Annotated in this window: 16 protein-coding genes and 1 riboswitch; of the genes, 9 read left to right on the forward strand and 7 right to left on the reverse strand. The window is 65.8% G+C overall.

The genetic code is table 11. The annotated features are described in order from the left end of the window. Positions 1-58 precede the first annotated feature (58 nt). Positions 59-1,165: a right-handed parallel beta-helix repeat-containing protein gene (locus KF688_08455; GenBank protein MBX3425695.1), complete on the reverse strand. Its 1,107-nt coding sequence runs from the start codon at positions 1,163-1,165 to the stop codon at positions 59-61. 172 nt (positions 1,166-1,337) lie between these two features. Continuing rightward, positions 1,338-1,568: riboswitch (cobalamin riboswitch) on the forward strand. Positions 1,569-1,708: 140 nt separating this feature from the next. On the opposite strand from KF688_08455, the gene KF688_08460 reads away from it, so the two are divergent. The 3 genes from KF688_08460 to KF688_08470 all read left to right on the forward strand — a co-directional run bounded on the left by KF688_08460 (position 1,709) and on the right by KF688_08470 (position 4,864). After that, a complete protein-coding gene (locus tag KF688_08460) occupies positions 1,709-2,551 on the forward strand; it encodes a DUF1559 domain-containing protein (GenBank protein MBX3425696.1) in 843 nt (280 codons plus the stop codon). Positions 2,552-2,780: 229 nt separating this feature from the next. Next, positions 2,781-3,971, forward strand: a complete 1,191-nt coding sequence (locus KF688_08465) for a hypothetical protein (GenBank protein MBX3425697.1) — start codon at positions 2,781-2,783, stop codon at positions 3,969-3,971. A 56-nt stretch (positions 3,972-4,027) separates the two neighbouring features. Next, the gene (locus tag KF688_08470) at positions 4,028-4,864 is read left to right on the forward strand and encodes a PEP-CTERM sorting domain-containing protein (GenBank protein ID MBX3425698.1); all 837 of its coding nucleotides are present in this window, start codon (positions 4,028-4,030) and stop codon (positions 4,862-4,864) included. Positions 4,865-5,037: 173 nt separating this feature from the next. Here the strand turns inward: KF688_08470 and KF688_08475 are convergent, their stop codons facing one another. After that, entirely contained in the window at positions 5,038-5,895 is an 858-nt protein-coding gene (locus tag KF688_08475) for a hypothetical protein (protein ID MBX3425699.1), read from the reverse strand. A 344-nt stretch (positions 5,896-6,239) separates the two neighbouring features. Here KF688_08475 and KF688_08480 point away from each other — a divergent pair, with 344 nt between their 5' ends. From KF688_08480 to genX, 3 genes are all read left to right on the forward strand, one after another. Continuing rightward, on the forward strand, positions 6,240-7,097 hold the full coding sequence (locus KF688_08480; protein ID MBX3425700.1) for a shikimate dehydrogenase: 858 nt from the start codon (positions 6,240-6,242) through the stop codon (positions 7,095-7,097). 196 nt (positions 7,098-7,293) lie between these two features. Then, a complete protein-coding gene (gene bioD / locus KF688_08485; GenBank protein ID MBX3425701.1) occupies positions 7,294-7,980 on the forward strand; it encodes a dethiobiotin synthase in 687 nt (228 codons plus the stop codon). Between the two features lie 130 nt (positions 7,981-8,110). Next, a complete protein-coding gene (genX, locus tag KF688_08490) occupies positions 8,111-9,061 on the forward strand; it encodes an EF-P lysine aminoacylase GenX (protein MBX3425702.1) in 951 nt (316 codons plus the stop codon). A gap of 35 nt (positions 9,062-9,096) precedes the next feature. On the opposite strand, the gene KF688_08495 is transcribed toward genX, so the two are convergent. From KF688_08495 to KF688_08510, 4 genes are all read right to left on the reverse strand, one after another. Next, positions 9,097-9,708, reverse strand: coding sequence for a DNA-3-methyladenine glycosylase I (locus KF688_08495; GenBank protein MBX3425703.1), 612 nt, complete (start codon positions 9,706-9,708; stop codon positions 9,097-9,099). Continuing rightward, the gene (locus KF688_08500; protein ID MBX3425704.1) at positions 9,705-10,223 is read right to left on the reverse strand and encodes a dihydrofolate reductase; all 519 of its coding nucleotides are present in this window, start codon (positions 10,221-10,223) and stop codon (positions 9,705-9,707) included. The genes KF688_08495 and KF688_08500 overlap by 4 nt, the downstream gene beginning before the upstream one ends. Before the next feature lie 179 nt (positions 10,224-10,402). After that, positions 10,403-11,197, reverse strand: coding sequence for a thymidylate synthase (locus KF688_08505; protein MBX3425705.1), 795 nt, complete (start codon positions 11,195-11,197; stop codon positions 10,403-10,405). Positions 11,198-11,295: 98 nt separating this feature from the next. Further along, positions 11,296-11,559 carry a hypothetical protein gene (locus KF688_08510; GenBank protein ID MBX3425706.1) on the reverse strand — a complete coding sequence of 88 codons (264 nt, stop codon included), beginning with the start codon at positions 11,557-11,559 and terminating at the stop codon, positions 11,296-11,298. A gap of 233 nt (positions 11,560-11,792) precedes the next feature. Here KF688_08510 and KF688_08515 point away from each other — a divergent pair, with 233 nt between their 5' ends. From KF688_08515 to KF688_08525, 3 genes are all read left to right on the forward strand, one after another. Continuing rightward, complete coding sequence (locus KF688_08515) at positions 11,793-12,206, forward strand: (2Fe-2S)-binding protein (protein ID MBX3425707.1); 414 nt, start codon at positions 11,793-11,795, stop codon at positions 12,204-12,206. Positions 12,207-12,309: 103 nt separating this feature from the next. Then, complete coding sequence (locus tag KF688_08520; GenBank protein MBX3425708.1) at positions 12,310-12,636, forward strand: P-II family nitrogen regulator; 327 nt, start codon at positions 12,310-12,312, stop codon at positions 12,634-12,636. 95 nt (positions 12,637-12,731) lie between these two features. Continuing rightward, positions 12,732-13,253 (forward strand): ACT domain-containing protein, encoded by a 522-nt coding sequence (locus KF688_08525; GenBank protein MBX3425709.1) that lies wholly within the window; start codon positions 12,732-12,734, stop codon positions 13,251-13,253. Between the two features lie 128 nt (positions 13,254-13,381). Here the strand turns inward: KF688_08525 and KF688_08530 are convergent, their stop codons facing one another. Further along, on the reverse strand, positions 13,382-14,953 hold the full coding sequence (locus KF688_08530) for an alpha-N-arabinofuranosidase (GenBank protein MBX3425710.1): 1,572 nt from the start codon (positions 14,951-14,953) through the stop codon (positions 13,382-13,384). Positions 14,954-15,285: the final 332 nt, after the last annotated feature.

Here is a 15,285-nt window from a genome sequence, read left to right on the forward strand (position 1 = left end):
GTGACGGGAAGTTCGCCGGCGCGCAGCCCCTCGCTTGCGGCTTGGCGCGCTCCGACCGTCACCGCACCTCGCCCGGCTCGCCGTAGGCGTTCTGCTCGACGGTCGTTCCCGCCTCGGCGACCACCGGCGGTTGGTTGTCGAGATGCCTTGCGATCCAGTTGTGATGCACTTGGCAGCGGTCTTCCGGGACGCCGCGTATCTTCACCGCGATCGCGAGGGCGCGGAACGTGTTGTTGCGGATCTCGATCGACGTGCCGGCGACGTTCGTTCCGTCCCGGCGGTCGCGTCCGCCGTGCATGTCGAAGCAGTGGCTGAGCGACTCCCCCAGTTCAACGTTGTGGGCGGCCACGTAGCCCGACCCCGGGCGCCCCGTCCCCGCAATCGAGTGGCGGTTCCAGTTGAACAGATTGCGCTCGATCGTCGAGGTCGCCACGTTGTGACAGACGCCGTACCCCAGCCCCTGGTATTGGCAGTGGTGAATCGACGAGTGGTGAACATGGTGCCCCGTTCCGCGGCGCAGGTCGATCCCCGCATGGGCGAACGCCGAGATGTCGCAGTTGTCGACCTCGAGCCGATCGTGCTCCGTGACGATCCCGTTGCTCGTGGGGAACTTGTAGTAGTAACGGCGATACTCGGGCCCTTCGAGCTCCATCGCGCGGCGATGGTGGTCGAGATGCCGTTTGGGGCAGGGCCCCTGCAGCCGCAAGCCCGTGATCCGCACGTCGGGGCCCAGGGCGCGGATCATCACGGGGGTGTCGAGAGCGTCGCTGACGAGGATCGCCCCGCGCGAGCCGTCGACGCCCCGATTGCCGGCCAGCGTCACGCCGGAGGGGATTTCGAGCACAAGCTTGTCGACGTAGATCCGCGCGGTGAGGTCGATCTCGGTCTCGCCGGGGAGGAACACCGTTTGTCCGGCTTGAGCTTGCGCAAGCGCGGCCAACAGTTCGTCCAGCGTCGCGACCTCGAAGTCGCCTCCGGCGACGGTCGCGCGGTAACCCTCTCCTCCGCCGAGGGGCCCGCGCTCGTCCGCTTGGGCGCCGTAGACGACGCCCAAGCGCTCGATGAACGTCGGCTCGTCCGCTGCTGCGCGGGCCGACGAAGCGAGCCAGACGCCGAGGCAAGTGGGAATCAATAGCTTTGCGACGAACCAGGGTGTTTGCAGCATCGTGGGCGTCCTCAGGCGTGGAGTCGGCGGAGAAGAGTTCGGCGCAAGGAGCGTCGCACGAGCGTCATTTTATCCGCGATGCGATCGCGCGCCGCGCGGCAACCGCGACGTTGTTTCGCGTTATTGCGCACCGGGCTTTGACACGGCTCCGGAGTGCGTTTAGACTCGCCCCGTTCACTCACCGTGCGTCGGTGGTCGACTCGGGCGATGCGTAGCTCGCAGTCGACGGAACAGGGAATCCGGTGCAAATCCGGAACGGTTCTCGCCGCTGTGACTGGGCGACGAGGTCGGACGCTTCTGCGAGCCATTGCCGTCGGCAGGCCTTCGGGTCGGTCGCGGCGAGAAGGCCCCCGTCCGACCGAGCCTGGGAGTCAGAAGACCTACCGTCGCACCTGTCGGTCGCGCCTCTTGCGAGAGCTCAAGAAGCGCGACGCATTGGCGTCTGCAGCGCGGCCGCAAGCCGCGCGCCTGGCTACTAAGCCGTCGCGGGGTCGTCCCTCGCAGGCTTGTGCGTCGGCAGTCGTCGGAACGGTCTTCGGTTCCATGCCACGGCAGGGAGCATTTCATCCGCGGGCGTTTACGCTGGTCGAACTGTTGGTCGTCATGGGGATTCTCGGCGCGCTGGTCGCGCTGCTTCTCCCGGCGGTTCAGAGTGCGCGCGAGGCGGCTCGTCGGACCCAGTGCGCCAACAACCTGCGGCAAGTCGGCGTCGCGCTGCAAACTTATCACGCGGCCTACGGCGAATTGCCGATCGGGTGTCTCGACAAGCGAATCCCCCGGGTGAACCCCGCGGGACGGCAGTTGAGTTGGCTTGCGGCGATTCTTCCGCAGATGGATCAGGCCCCCCTTGCCGCGCGGCTCGATGCGACGGCCGCGTTCGATTCGGCGGCGAACCGCGCGGCGGCGGAGACCCCGGTGGCGTCGTTTCTGTGTCCCAGCGTCGTCCGCTGGGCCAGCCGCCGCGAAGGGGCGTTCGTCACGACCGTGTTGCAGGGAGCCGCTGAGCTGTTCGCCGCCGCGGCCGCCGACTACGGCGGCATCTACGGGGCGACCTACAAGAGTCCCTCGGCCAACGGCGTGCTGTTGTACGACCGGGCCGTTGCGCTCCGCGAAGTGACCGACGGCGCGTCTCGCACGCTGGCGGTCGCCGAGGACGCGGGTCGCGGCGCCGCAATGGACGGTCAGTGGATCAACGGCGAGAACGTGTTCGACACGACCGGCCAAGTGAACGTCGAACAGGACAACGAGATCTGGAGCGATCATCCCCAGGGTGCGCAAGGCGCGTTCTGCGACGGCAGCGTGCGGTGGATCGACGCCGCACTCGACGTGGCGATCGTCGAGGCGATGGCGACCCGCGCCGGAGAGGAGGTCGAGCATGCACGCTGACACGCCTGATGCAACGGCGGGAGCAGAAATCACTTCACTCCGGCGCCACGGAAGATGCGTAGTAGGGGAAATAGCCAATCTTCAAGCTCCAATGACCATGGACGATTCACCGATCGCCCGTCGTCAATCGCCCGTCGCATTGACCAGCATTGATCAACCGTCGTCGGGCATTGGTCATCGCAGCTTAGCGCTTGCGAGCGTTTCGCTCCGGATCTCTGTGGCGTTCTTCATGTCATTGGCCGCATCGCCGGCGCTCGCTGCGCCCGCGGGTTACGTCACGCGGACGATTGCGCTCGACGGTCCGCCGGTCGGGATGGCGTTCGCCCCTGACGGTACGCTGTACGCCGTCGAGGACAGTGGTTACGGCGCCAATACGATCGCGCTGCGAGCCATCACGTCCGGCGGAGCGGTCGGCGCCCCGGTGACGTTCGCCGGGGACGATCCGTTGAACTTTTGGGTCGGCGGGGTGGCGTACGATCCGATCGCCGAGCGGATTCTCGTGACCGACAACACGACCGACGGACGGCTCTACTCGCTGGGACTCGATGGCAGCCGCGAGACGATCGCTACGAGGATCAACGCCATCGCGGGCGTTATCGTGCATTCCAGCGGCGAGATCTTTGTCTCGACGTCTCGTGGCGCCGGGTTGGGGACGATCAGCCGCGTCGATCGCGCCACCGGCGTCGCAACGACGCTTCTCGGCGGACTGGACTATGGCGCGGGGCTGACGCTCGACGGGGCGGGGAACCTGCTCTTTCTCGATGCGTTGGCCGGCAACCCGACCGAGGGTCGGCTGTGGCGAGCGGGAGTGCAGCACGACGTCGGCGGCGTGACGCTCGTCTCGCCGACGGTGATCGCCACGGGCGTCCCCGCGGCCGCTGTGGCGATCGACGACCAGGGGGACCTGTTCGTCACCGGCTTCGGCGGGGTGTTCGCCCTCGCAGGGACGGTCCCTGAGCTCGCAGCCGAGCCGTTCGACACGCGAGAGATCGAGGGACAGTTCGCCACGGCGATCGCGTTCTGCCCGGGGAGTGCACCGTTTGAGCCGTTCGCGGGACCCGACGGCGGGGTCTTGGCCGTAATGGCCGACTTCGGTTTCGGCGCCACGGTCGACGAGTTCGTGACGCTCTTCACCCCGGCACGGCCGGAGGACTTCGACTCCACCGGCCTCGTCGATGGTGCGGACTTGGCGATCTGGTCGCAGCACTACGGCGCTGCGGACGTCGGGCCGGCGTTTGGCGACGCGACCCAGAACGGCGCCGTCGACGGGGCCGACTTTCTCCGTTGGCAACGCGCAACCGGAACGCACAACGCACTTGTCGGCTCGGTTCCGGAGCCGAGGGCCGCGTGGTTGTGGCTTGGCGCCCTCGTCCTGGGCTGGGCGTTTCGCACAAGGGCCTCGTGCGTCGCTTTGTGTTGACTGTATTTGTTGAATCGTGTTCTTCACCTCTGGTTTTGCTTCAGAAAGGTCGTCTCATGAAACGCTTCGCACCGCTCGCCGCGGTCATTGCTCTCGTATTCGCCGCCGGCGCTTGGGCCGGGCCCTATTCAGGGCCGACGGATACGGCTCACGCCGTCGACGCTGCGATTCCCGCGGCGAGTCCCCTGTTCGTCGAGTGGGCCGATGCGATCGACCCGGCGCGGACGGCGTACGCTCCTCGCGGCTCGGCCGCGATCAACCCCGGCGGGACGAACAGCTTGGGGGATCTCGACGCCGATGAAATTGCCGCCGGTGCGCAGCCTGGCTACATCACCGTGACTTTCCCAAGCGGCATCCGCAACGGCGCGGGGCCCGACTTCGCAGTGTTCGAGAACGGGTTCGTGTTCCCGAGCGATCCCTACTTGTTCGCCGAGTTGGCGTACGTCGAGGTCTCGTCCAACGGCGTCGACTTCGCCCGATTCCCGTCGGTCAGCACGAACATCGACTGGCAAGGGACGTTCGGCCAGTCCTTCGGCGGGTTCGACATGACCAATGTTCACAATCTCGCTGGAAAGCATGCGAGCGGTTTTGGCACACCGTTCGATCTCGACGACTTGACGAGCGATCCGCTGGTGATCGGCGGACAGGTCGATCTCGCGGCGATCGCCTTTGTGAAACTAGTTGACATCCCCGGCAACGGCGCCTTCGTCGACAGCAGCGGTAGTCCGATTCTCGACACATGGTTGGGGACAGGGGGAACAGCAGGATACGATTTCCGACTCGGCGTCGGTCACGGAGTGGGCGTGATCAACGCGATCCCGGAACCGCTTTCACTGTCGCTAGCAGCGCTTGGCGCCATTTGCTTGGCATATTCGCGGCGCGGTGTATGTTGAACTTCGTGAAGGAGACCCGCGCGTCGGCCATCCTTCGGCGTCGCTCGAATTGACGTGCTCGTCAACGGGAGGGGAGAACTCGAGCGACGTTAGATCGGCCTCTTGACGTTTGTTCGGCCGACCGTTCCTTCACGAGGGAGTTGCTCGCGGGACGATTCATCAAGACGGGAGACCTAGGCATCATCACCCGAATCGTCCCGCGGGCTTTTTTCCGCGGCGCAGACTTGCAGAGGAGAAGGCGACGCTTCGGCGTCGCTTTTTTCGTGCGCGGAACGGTCTTTCGGCGCCAAACGGTCGTCGCTCCATGAGTCGACCGCCAAGCAGACCGCCCAGGCGATGCACCAACCGATCGACGCGACCATGAGCGTCGCATCGCTATTGCGTTCAAGAAGATTCACGGACACGAACGCGACCGCGAGAATCCCTCCTGCGATGACCGCGGCATAGCGAGTCTGGGGGGGATCGGGGCGAGCGAGTCGCCATGCGAGAGCGAATCCGGCGACATACGCGACCGTCAGCCAAGCCACGGCGTCATGACTTCCCAGGAGTTCTCCCACAGGCGAATTCCTCAAGCAAGCCGACACGATGGCGACGACGATCGACCAGCCGAACAGTTCGATCAGCGGGAACTGCCACGGCCCGTTCTCGCCGCGAGATCGATCTCCCAGCAGTCGGCGACCGAGCACAAGCGTCGCGGCGCCTAGTGCGGCAAGAACTTGCATGAGAAAGACGACGCCGACGTAGCGGCTCCAGCGGCTCCAATCATCGCTGAAGGTCAGGAGAGTCGGAAACAGCGCGGTTCCCCCGGCGAACAACCCGAGCCGCAGCAGTCGGTGGGCCCGCCATGCCGCGACCGCGGCGCCGGACAGGTAAATCGGACCCAGCAAGACCGCGCACAACAACTCGTTCGGGCCGCTCGCCGTGAGCCGATCCGCAGTGGGCAGCTCAAGGGTGAAAACAATCGTCGCCGTCACGACCGCGGTCGCCGCGAAGAAAAGCCATGTCACCGGTCGTCGCCCAATACTCGGCATGGCACAACTGTACCATGCCTTGAGGGCCTGCGCCGGGAGCGGTCGGGAGGTTTCGCCGCCGAGTTCCCAGCGGGAGCAAAGCCAGAGACAAACAAGGCGTTCCGCGCGGCGAGTTCGGAAAAATGCGGCATGATTCGGCCGGCATCATTTGAGGCAGCGGATGCCAGCAGCGTTCGTTGCTGCTCTGACTCGCACTACGTCCTCCGCGACCTCTGTGGTGCGCCTAAACCCCATTTCCGCTACGCCCTGGCGAGAGCGAGATGCGGCGTTGAAAATCCCCCCCGTTCGGGCGACAATCGGCGGTTCGCACCGCCCGCCGCCGCCACTGTCTTTTGCGACTCGCCGTGTCTCGCCTCGTCCAACAAGACGTTTGTTGCCTGCTAGGGGATCCCGTCGCGGGGAATCCCAACCACTACATGCTGGAGAAGGCGTTCGAGGTCGCGGATCTGGATTGGCGGTTTCTGACGTTCGAGGTCTCGGCCCGCGATTTCGAGGGGGCCTTGCGGGGAGTGCGGATCTTCGGCTTCCGCGGAGTGATGCTCGCCCCGCCCCATCGGGGGCGGGTGCACGCCTACCTGGAACAGACCACCGATGCCGCCCGGATCAGCGGGCAGGTGAACTGCCTCCACCAAGTCGACGGCAAGCTGCACGGCCATAACACCGAGGGTCTCGCCTTGCGGCGGTTGCTCGAGCCGCACGCCCCGATGAAGGGGGCGACGGCCGTCATCCTCGGCGGGGGGCGGCTCGCCCATTCGATCGCGGCGGAACTGGCCCTGGCCGGAGCCGCGGCTTTGCGGTTCGTCTGCCTCGATCCGGGGCAGGTCGATACGCTGCAGACGACGATCGGCAATCTCAAGGAGCCTCCCGCGTGCTCGACGCTCGTCTGGCCGAACGAGGGGATGCTGGAGATCGACGAGGGGACGACCCTGGTGATCAACACGACCCCCTTGGGGCGATTCGACCAGCGCACGTCGCTGCCGATCGACCTCGCGGCGCTCGGCAAGAAGACGATCGTCGCCGACGTCGTCTACAACCCGCCGCTGTCGCCGCTGCTGCGAGCGGCGCGCGAGCGGAAGCTGACGACGATCGACGGGTTGACGCTGCTCGTGGAGCGGGCCGCCGCGGCGTTCGAAATCTGGACCGGCGCCAGCCCCGATCGCGAGGCGATGAGCGACGCGGTCGAGGAGTTTCTGCAACTGTAGCGGAGCGAGAACGCGCTGCTCGCGCCACAACGAAGACAGGAGGCCGCGAATCGGCGCAACTCGTCGCGATGTTCTTAAGCCAAGCGGCGTCTGGGAACGCCCCCGACCCGCCAAGAGGACCGTCGATTCGCGTTGATTCGCGGTCCTGCTTTTCCTGGCGCCGCAACCAGCATTCGATCAGAGAGAGTTTTCGCCCATGACGTGCGGTCTGTTCATCGCCGGGACGAGCACCGAGGTCGGCAAGACCCGCATCGGGGCGATGATTGCGCGGGAACTCTTCGGTGCGGGGCGTCGCGTCGGAGTCTACAAGCCCGCGGCCAGCGGCTGTCGCATCGAGGCGGGCCGCGTCGTCGCCGACGATGCGGTCAGGTTGTGGGAGGCCGCGGGGAGGCCGCTGACGACGGACGAAGTTTGCCCGCAGCGTTTCCTTGCCCCCGTTTCGCCCCCGCGCGCTGCGACGGCCGAGGGACGCCGCGTCGACGAGCGCCTGTTGCGGGCAGGTCTGGCGCCGTGGCTCGCCGCGAGCGAAATCGTGCTCGTCGAGGGCGCCGGCGGGCTGATGTCGCCGTTGGGAGACGCGACCTACAACATCGACCTCGCCGCCGACTTCGGCTTTCCGCTGGTGATCGTCGCGGCGAACGAGTTGGGGGCCGTCAACCATTCGCTGCAGACGATCGTCACGGCCCGAGCTCGCGCACCACGGCTGCCGATTGCCGGGATCGTGCTGAACCAAGCGGCGCTGCGCGAAGGGGACGCGAGTCTCGCAACGAATGCGGACGATCTCGCCGAGCGGTGCGGCGTGCCGCTCTTGGCGACGGTGGCCCACGGCGGCGAACAGTTCTCGTCGACAATCGATTGGTTCGCTCTCGCCGGCGACTCGTAGGACCTAGAATATCCCAACCAGCCGGACTGCAACGCGGTCCGGAGTGCAGCGCGCGTGCATCGTCGCTCTTCCGGCTAGGGGAGACTGCGAGCCGCAGTGCGATCTGTTCATGGCGTAGTCGAGGACTCGAGTGACCGACGACGATTCGTCACGATTTGCTCTGCACCGCGAACGCTTGCAGCAACGAGCCGCGTTGCTCGCCAGGCTGCGAGCATTCTTCGCCGCGCGGGGTTTCGTCGAGGTCGCGACTCCGCTGCTCTGCGACGAAGTGATTCCTGAATTGCACATCGAGCCGATCGCTGTCGAAGGGAGGTGGCTGCAGGCGTCGCCCGAGTTGTCGATGAAGCGACTTCTCGCCGAGGGGATGCCGGCGATCGTGCAAATCGGCCCTGCGTTTCGGCGGGGAGAGCATGGGCGGCTCCACAACCCCGAGTTCACGATGGTCGAGTGGTATCGCGTCGGCGACGACTTCGTCGCCGGGGTGAGCTTGCTTGCCGAATTGTGCCGAGAGTTGCTCGGCGGGGACGTGCCGATCACGCAAACCGCCTATGCCGACGCGTTGGCGACTCACGCCGGGATCGATCCGCACCAAGCGTCGCTCGCGGAATTGGCTCGCGCTTCGGAGCGACTTGCCGTGGTCGTCCCGGCGGACATGCCGGAGGATCGCGACGAGTGGCTCAACCTGCTGCTGGCGGCGGCGGTGGAGCCGCGACTCGGGGCGGCTGGGCCGGAAATTTTGTGCGACTACCCGCCGAGCCAAGCGGCCCTCGCCGCGACGCGAATCGACCCCCAGGGGAACGTGGTTGCCGAGCGGTTCGAACTGTACTGGCGCGGGGTCGAACTGGCTAACGGCTACCACGAACTGACCGACGGGACCGAGTTGCGGCGTCGGTTTGAGGAAGTGAACGCCCGTCGCGTCGCCGACGGGCGGGCGGCGCTGCCGCTGCCGGAGAAGTTCCTCGCCGCCCACGCCCGTCTGCCGCCGTGCAGCGGCTGCGCCCTGGGCTTCGACCGGCTGGCGATGCTCGCCAGCGGCGCCGGCAGCATCGCGGAGGTGATGACGTTTGCGTGGGAAGAGTGAGACTCGGAGCGGCTTCGCCTCTCCCTCCAAGGCGCTCACTTGTTTCCCCTCGCCAACTCCCGACACGGTTTGTGGCGAAAGCAACTCACCAGATGGTCGTTGACCAGTCCTGCGGCTTGCATGTGGGCGTAAACGATCGTGCTTCCGACGAACTTGAAGCCGCGCTTCTTGAGATCCTTGCTCAGGGCGTCGCTCTCAGGCGAGGTGGCGGGGATCTCGGCGTGTTCGCGCCAACGATTTTGGACTGTTCGTCCGTCGACGAAGCTCCACATGTAGTCGTTGAACGATCCGAACTCCTCCTGGACCGCGAGAAAGCAACGGGCGTTCGAGACCGCCGCGGCGATCTTGAGCCGGTTGCGGACGATCCCGGGGTCGAGCGCCAGTCTTTCGATTCGCTTGGCGGTGAAGCGAGCGACCTTCTCGGGGTCAAAGCCGGCGAAAGCCCGGCGGTACCCCTCGCGTTTGTTGAGGATGCAGGACCAACTGAGCCCCGCTTGGGCGCTTTCCAGCGTGAGAAACTCGAACTGCTTCCGATCGTCCCGCACCGGGACCCCCCACTCCTGATCGTGGTAGGCCAAGTACAGTGCGTTTCCGCCGCGGGTCCACCCGCAACGTGTCGGTTCGGCGGCGGGACGTCGGGCGCTCATGGGGCGACTCGTTCGTAGAGTTCGAAGCTGCACGGATGCTCGTTGCGGTCGTCCGCCTCGTGACGCTCGCTTGCGGCGAGTCGCCATGCCCGAGGATCGATCTCCGGAAAGTGCGTGTCGCCGTCGACTGTCGCATGAACGCGGGTGAGGTGGAGCCGATGGGCGTGCGGGAGCGCGGCGCGATACAACTCGGCGCCGCCGATGACGAAGCACTCCTCGCCCCCGGGCGCCGCAGCGGCGAGTTTCAACGCGGGCGCCAAGCCGCAAGCGACGAGGACGCCGGAAACAGCAGGGCGGTATTCGGGGTTGCGGGTGACGACGATCGAGGTTCGCCCCGGGAGGGCCCGGCCGAGCGAATCCCATGTCTTGCGCCCCATGACGATCGGATGGCCCACGGTCAGTCGCTTGAACCGCTGCAAGTCGGCGCTCAGTCGCCACGGCAAACCGCCGGCGCGGCCGATCACCCCGTTTTCGGCGACGGCGACAATGAGGGAGATGCGCTGTGCGTCAGGCATGCAATTCGACGGAACGACGGAGGACGCAAAAAGGGAGCAAACGATGAAGCAATGTGCGAAGCGGCAGAAGTTCGACATTCGATGAATACGGGAGAGGGGGACGGCGTTCACCGTTCCGCCTCAAACCGTCTCCGTAACGTCCGTGCCTCCGTGGCGAACCCGTTTCCGCCGCGCCAAGCTCAAACCGCGACTGGCGCCTTGATGTGCGGATGCGGGTCGTAGTTTTCGAGCGCGAAGTCCTCGTACGCGAACGCGAAGAGATCCGTCACGCTCGGGTTGAGCCTCATCGTCGGCAGCGGGCGCGGCTCGCGGCTCAACTGCAGACGAGCTTGCTCCAGGTGGTTGTCGTACAGATGGGCGTCCCCCAGCGTGTGGACGAACTCTCCGGGGGCCAGGTCGGTCGCCTGTGCGACCATCATTGTGAGCAGCGCGTACGAGGCGATGTTGAACGGCACGCCAAGAAAGACGTCGGCGCTCCGCTGATAGAGCTGGCACGACAGTCGCCCCTGGGCGACGTAAAACTGGAACAGCAAATGGCACGGCGGCAGTTTCATCTGCGGCACGTCGGCCACGTTCCACGCGCTGACGATCAGCCGCCGCGAATCGGGGTTCGTGCGGATCGCGGCGAGCACCGCCGACATCTGATCGATCAAATGCCCGTCGGGCGTCTCCCACGATCGCCACTGCTTGCCGTACACGGGGCCCAGTTCGCCGTCGGCGTCCGCCCACTCGTCCCAGATCGTCACGCCGTGCTCGTTGAGATACGCGACGTTCGTCTCGCCGCGCAGGAACCAGAGCAGTTCGTAGATGATGCTCTTGAGGTGAACCTTCTTGGTGGTGACCAGGGGAAACCCTTCGCTCAGATCGAATCGCATCTGGTGCCCGAATACGCTGCGCGTGCCGGTGCCGGTCCGGTCGTCCTTGTGGACGCCGCTGGCGAGGACGCGATCGAGGAGCGCGAGGTACTGGTGCATGGGGGAACAATCTGTATTCGGCGACGAAATCCAGTATGAACTTGCGACGCAGTGAGCGGCGGCGGCCACGCCGCTCACCCTCGACTACCCGACGCCCCTCACTCCTTCCCCTGCAACTCCGTCACCTTCTTCGCCAAGAGCGCCGGGTCGTCTTGCTTCTGCAAGTGCTCGATCTCCTGCGCCGGCACCCCGCAGCGCTCCAGCGCCGCGGCGATCTGTTTCCACTTCGACGCCCGAGTTTTCCCCTCGGCGAGATAGAGATCGGTCACCAACTCCCCAAGCCGCTGCAGCGAGATCGCGTCGCGGTTGTCGTAGAAGTTCTTGATGGCCTTTTGCTGGAATTTGGAGTACTGGCGATCCATCGGCGTGGGGGAGTTCGGAGGGTTGGGGGCGGCGGTCTGCTTCGCGACTGATTCGCTCCGAGCATCGGCGGTCGAATTGCGGAGAAAATCGACCGCCAGCGGGCGAGAACCGATCAATATGCGGGCCACTTTCCCGGGGATTTTTGGCGCGGTAGAGTATGTTACTCGCGCCGCGTCGCCCATGGAACCCAATCCGGCGCCCCCCTCTCCGCTTGCCAGGAACGCCCCTCGCCATGCCGGTCATCAAGTTCGTCAAGGAACAGAAGGAAATTGAGGTCCCGGCAGGCGCCAACCTGCGGGCCGAAGCGATCAAGGCGGGCGTCAACACTCACCAGGGGCTCAACGGCTTCGGCGCCGGGCTCAATAAGGTGATCAACTGCCACGGCTTCGGCCAGTGCGGTACGTGCCGGGTGCGGATTACCAAGGGGATGGACAACACAAGCAAGATGGGGATGGTCGAGAAGCTCCGCTTCAAGGTGCCGATCCCCACCCCTGTTACTCCCGGCGGCGTCGACCCGCTGCCGTGCCTGGCGTTCGTCGGCAACGAGGAGACGATGCGCTTGGCGTGCCAGACCAAGGTTTACGGCGACATCGAAGTCGAGACCGGCCCCGAGATCGATTTGTTCGGCGAGAATTTCTTTAGCTGAGTAGCTGTTAGACATAAGCCGTAAGCTCTAAGCCAGAGGAGGGCGGAGTTTGCGACCGCCGCAGCGACGATTGCTTGGCTTACAGTTCGTAGCTGCTCCCCTTATGAAACAAGTCGTCGCCATCGTGAAGCCGTATCTGGCCGAGAAGATTCTCGAAGGCCTCCGGCGGGCGCCCCTCGAGGCGGTTCACGTTCGCGAGGTGAAGGGTTTCGGCAAGCAAAAAGACTATCTCAACGAGTACGCCGACAGCGAGTACCGCGACGCGTTTCTCCCCAAGGTCGAGATCACCGCCTGGGTCGAGGACGGCCGAGCCGAGGAGGTGATCCAACGGATGGTCGAGGCCGCCCGCACCGGCCGGATGGGTGACGGCAAGATTTTCGTCCTGGGCGCCGAGAGCTACGAAACCGTGCTGTCCGCGGGGAAGAAGTGAACCGGCGATTGAACGCCATGTCGCGGTGAGCGGCTCCTCATCCAATTCGCGCCCGTTCGCGTCATCCGCGGACGCCTATTTCTGAATCGAGAAGCATGTCGCAAACTTCGCTCGTTTTGACCGTGCTGGGGCCCGATCGGCCGGGGATCGTCGAGCAGATCGCCGCCGTCGTCGCCGAACACGGCGGCAACTGGATCGAAAGCCGGATGGCTCGGCTCGCGGGGCAGTTTGCCGGGATTTTGCGAGTCGAGATTGCTGCCGAGGGAGCGGCAGGCTTGACCGCTGCGCTCACGCATTTGAACGCGGAAGGATTGGAGTCGGTCGTCCACGCCGACCCCGTCAGCTCGGCCCCCGGCCAAGGCCTCGTCGTGCAACTCGACTTGGTGGGGCACGACCAGCCGGGGATCGTCCGCAAGATCACCCGCGTGCTGGCGGGGCACGGGGTGAACGTCGAGGAGTTCGAGACCGAGTGCGTCCCCGCCCCCAACACGGGCCAGCCGCTGTTCCGGGCCGCGGCCCAACTGCGGCTCCCTGCGGGGCTCGATCGGGAGACGCTCCGCGAGGCGCTCGAACAGGTCGCGGCGGATTTGGTCGTCGACGTCGAACTGAAAGGGTGAGAGACGGAGTGCGCAGCGCACTCCGCGGGCTGACGCCTCGCGGCTCGGATGTGCGCAAGAGCTTAGCGACTATTTCCGAGCCGCGAGGCGTCAGCCCGCGGAGCGAAGCGCCCATCGCAGCGTTGCGCTTACTTCAATTCCAGCACCACCACCGAGTGCGCCGGCAACTCGACCGAGAGCTTCCCGTCGGCGATCTTCCCGCCGGCGAACGGGGCCGGCTTCACCTGCTCGGGCTGATCGAACGTGTTATGGGCGTCCAGTTTTGACGCGGTCAGGATCCGCCCCGTCGCCGTGGTCGCCTGCACGCCGGGCAAGTCGAGCGCGACCGCGACGGCCTTCGTCCCGTGCAAATTGGCCAGTGACACGTGGACCTTGCCCTGTGCATCGCGGGAGGCGGAGACGCTGGCTGCGGGGATCGACTCGCCGCCGAACTCGTACGGCGCGGAGTTCAACTCCACGGGCAATCGCTCGGCGTCGTGGTGGACCTTGTACATCTCAAACACGTGGTACGTGGGGGTGAGCGTCATCCGCGGACCGTCGGTGAGGATCATCGCCTGCAGCACGTTGATCACCTGCGCGATGTTGGCCATGCGGACCCGCTCGTTGTGGTCGTGGAAGATGTGAAACGTGACCGCCGCGACCAGCGCGTCGCGGAGCGAGTTCTGCTGATAGAGAAATCCTGGATTGGTGCCCGGCTCGTTCCGATACCAAGTGCCCCACTCGTCGACGTACAGGGCGATCCGCTTTCGCGGATCGTGCCGATCCATGATCTCCTCGTTGACGACAATGCAGTGTTCCATCTTCAGAGCGTCGCGGAGGATGGCGAACCAAGCTTCTTCCTCGAACCCGGTCGCGGGACGCTTGTCGCTCCACGGGGCGGCGAGCGTGTAGTAGTGGACCGAGAGGGCCTGCATCCGCCCGCCGACGCGCTCCATGACGACGCGGGTCCAGTTCGCATCGGCCCCGCTGGGACCGCAGGCGACGCGCGTAAGCCGGTTGCCCGAGTACTCGTTGCAGTAGGTCGAGTACCGCCGGTAAAGGTCGGCGTAGTACTCGGGCCGCATGTTGCCGCCGCAGCCCCAGTTTTCGTTGCCGACGCCGAAATAAGGGATCTTCCACGGCTCGGCGCGACCGTTGGCGCGGCGCTCGTTGGCCAAGTCGCTGTCGCCGGCGAAGGTCATGTACTCGATCCAGTCGCGCATCTCGGCGGGCGTGCCGCTGCCGACGTTGCCGGCGATGTACGGCTCGGCGCCGATCAACTCGCACAGGTCGAGAAACTCATGCGTGCCGAAGGCGTTCGTGTCGATCACGCCCCCCCAAAAGACGTTGATCCGTTTGGGGCGCTGGTCGCGGGGGCCGATGCCGTCGCGCCAGTGGTAGTTGTCGGCGTAGCAACCGCCGGGCCAACGGAGGTTGGGAATCGAGATCGCCTTGAGGGCTTCGACGATATCGGTCCGCATGCCGCGGACGTTGGGGACGGACGAGTCTTCGCCGACCCAGATGCCGTCGTAAATGCAACGCCCCAGGTGCTCGGCGAAGTGTCCGTACAGGTGCCGGCTGATCTTGCCCCCGGTTTGCTCGCCGTGGACTGTCCCGGCGGCGACGAGCGTCTCGGCGGCTGCCGCGGGGCGAGCCGCGACGACGACGGCGATCGCGACGACAAGGGCCGACGACAGGGAAAGCAAGCGAGCGGGAATCATGGCAGGGCCTCGCAGTGGGGGGCGGTCGGCCGGCCGCGGCCCGGGTCGGGCGGGGCGACGGCAGAGGAGCGGGGAGAGAAGGGCCGGCGTGCGGTCCCGGGGTTTGGAGTCTGTTCCCCCCGCCGCGCCCCGTCAAGCAGCGGGGGTTTCGAGTTTCCGTGAAATAATTTACGAGATCGCGCATACCCCTGTCTCCTCGCCCCGCAGCAAAGGTGGGGATTGACTTGGCCCCGTGCCGATGAAGAAGTAAGATTGTGACAGATTTCACAAAGTGTCCCGGCGGCGCCGGCGGGTTTCAGTGCCCACGGTTCCCGGGGCGCTTCGGAAAATCG

Source organism: Pirellulales bacterium (genome assembly GCA_019636345.1).
Classification (GTDB): domain Bacteria; phylum Planctomycetota; class Planctomycetia; order Pirellulales; family Lacipirellulaceae.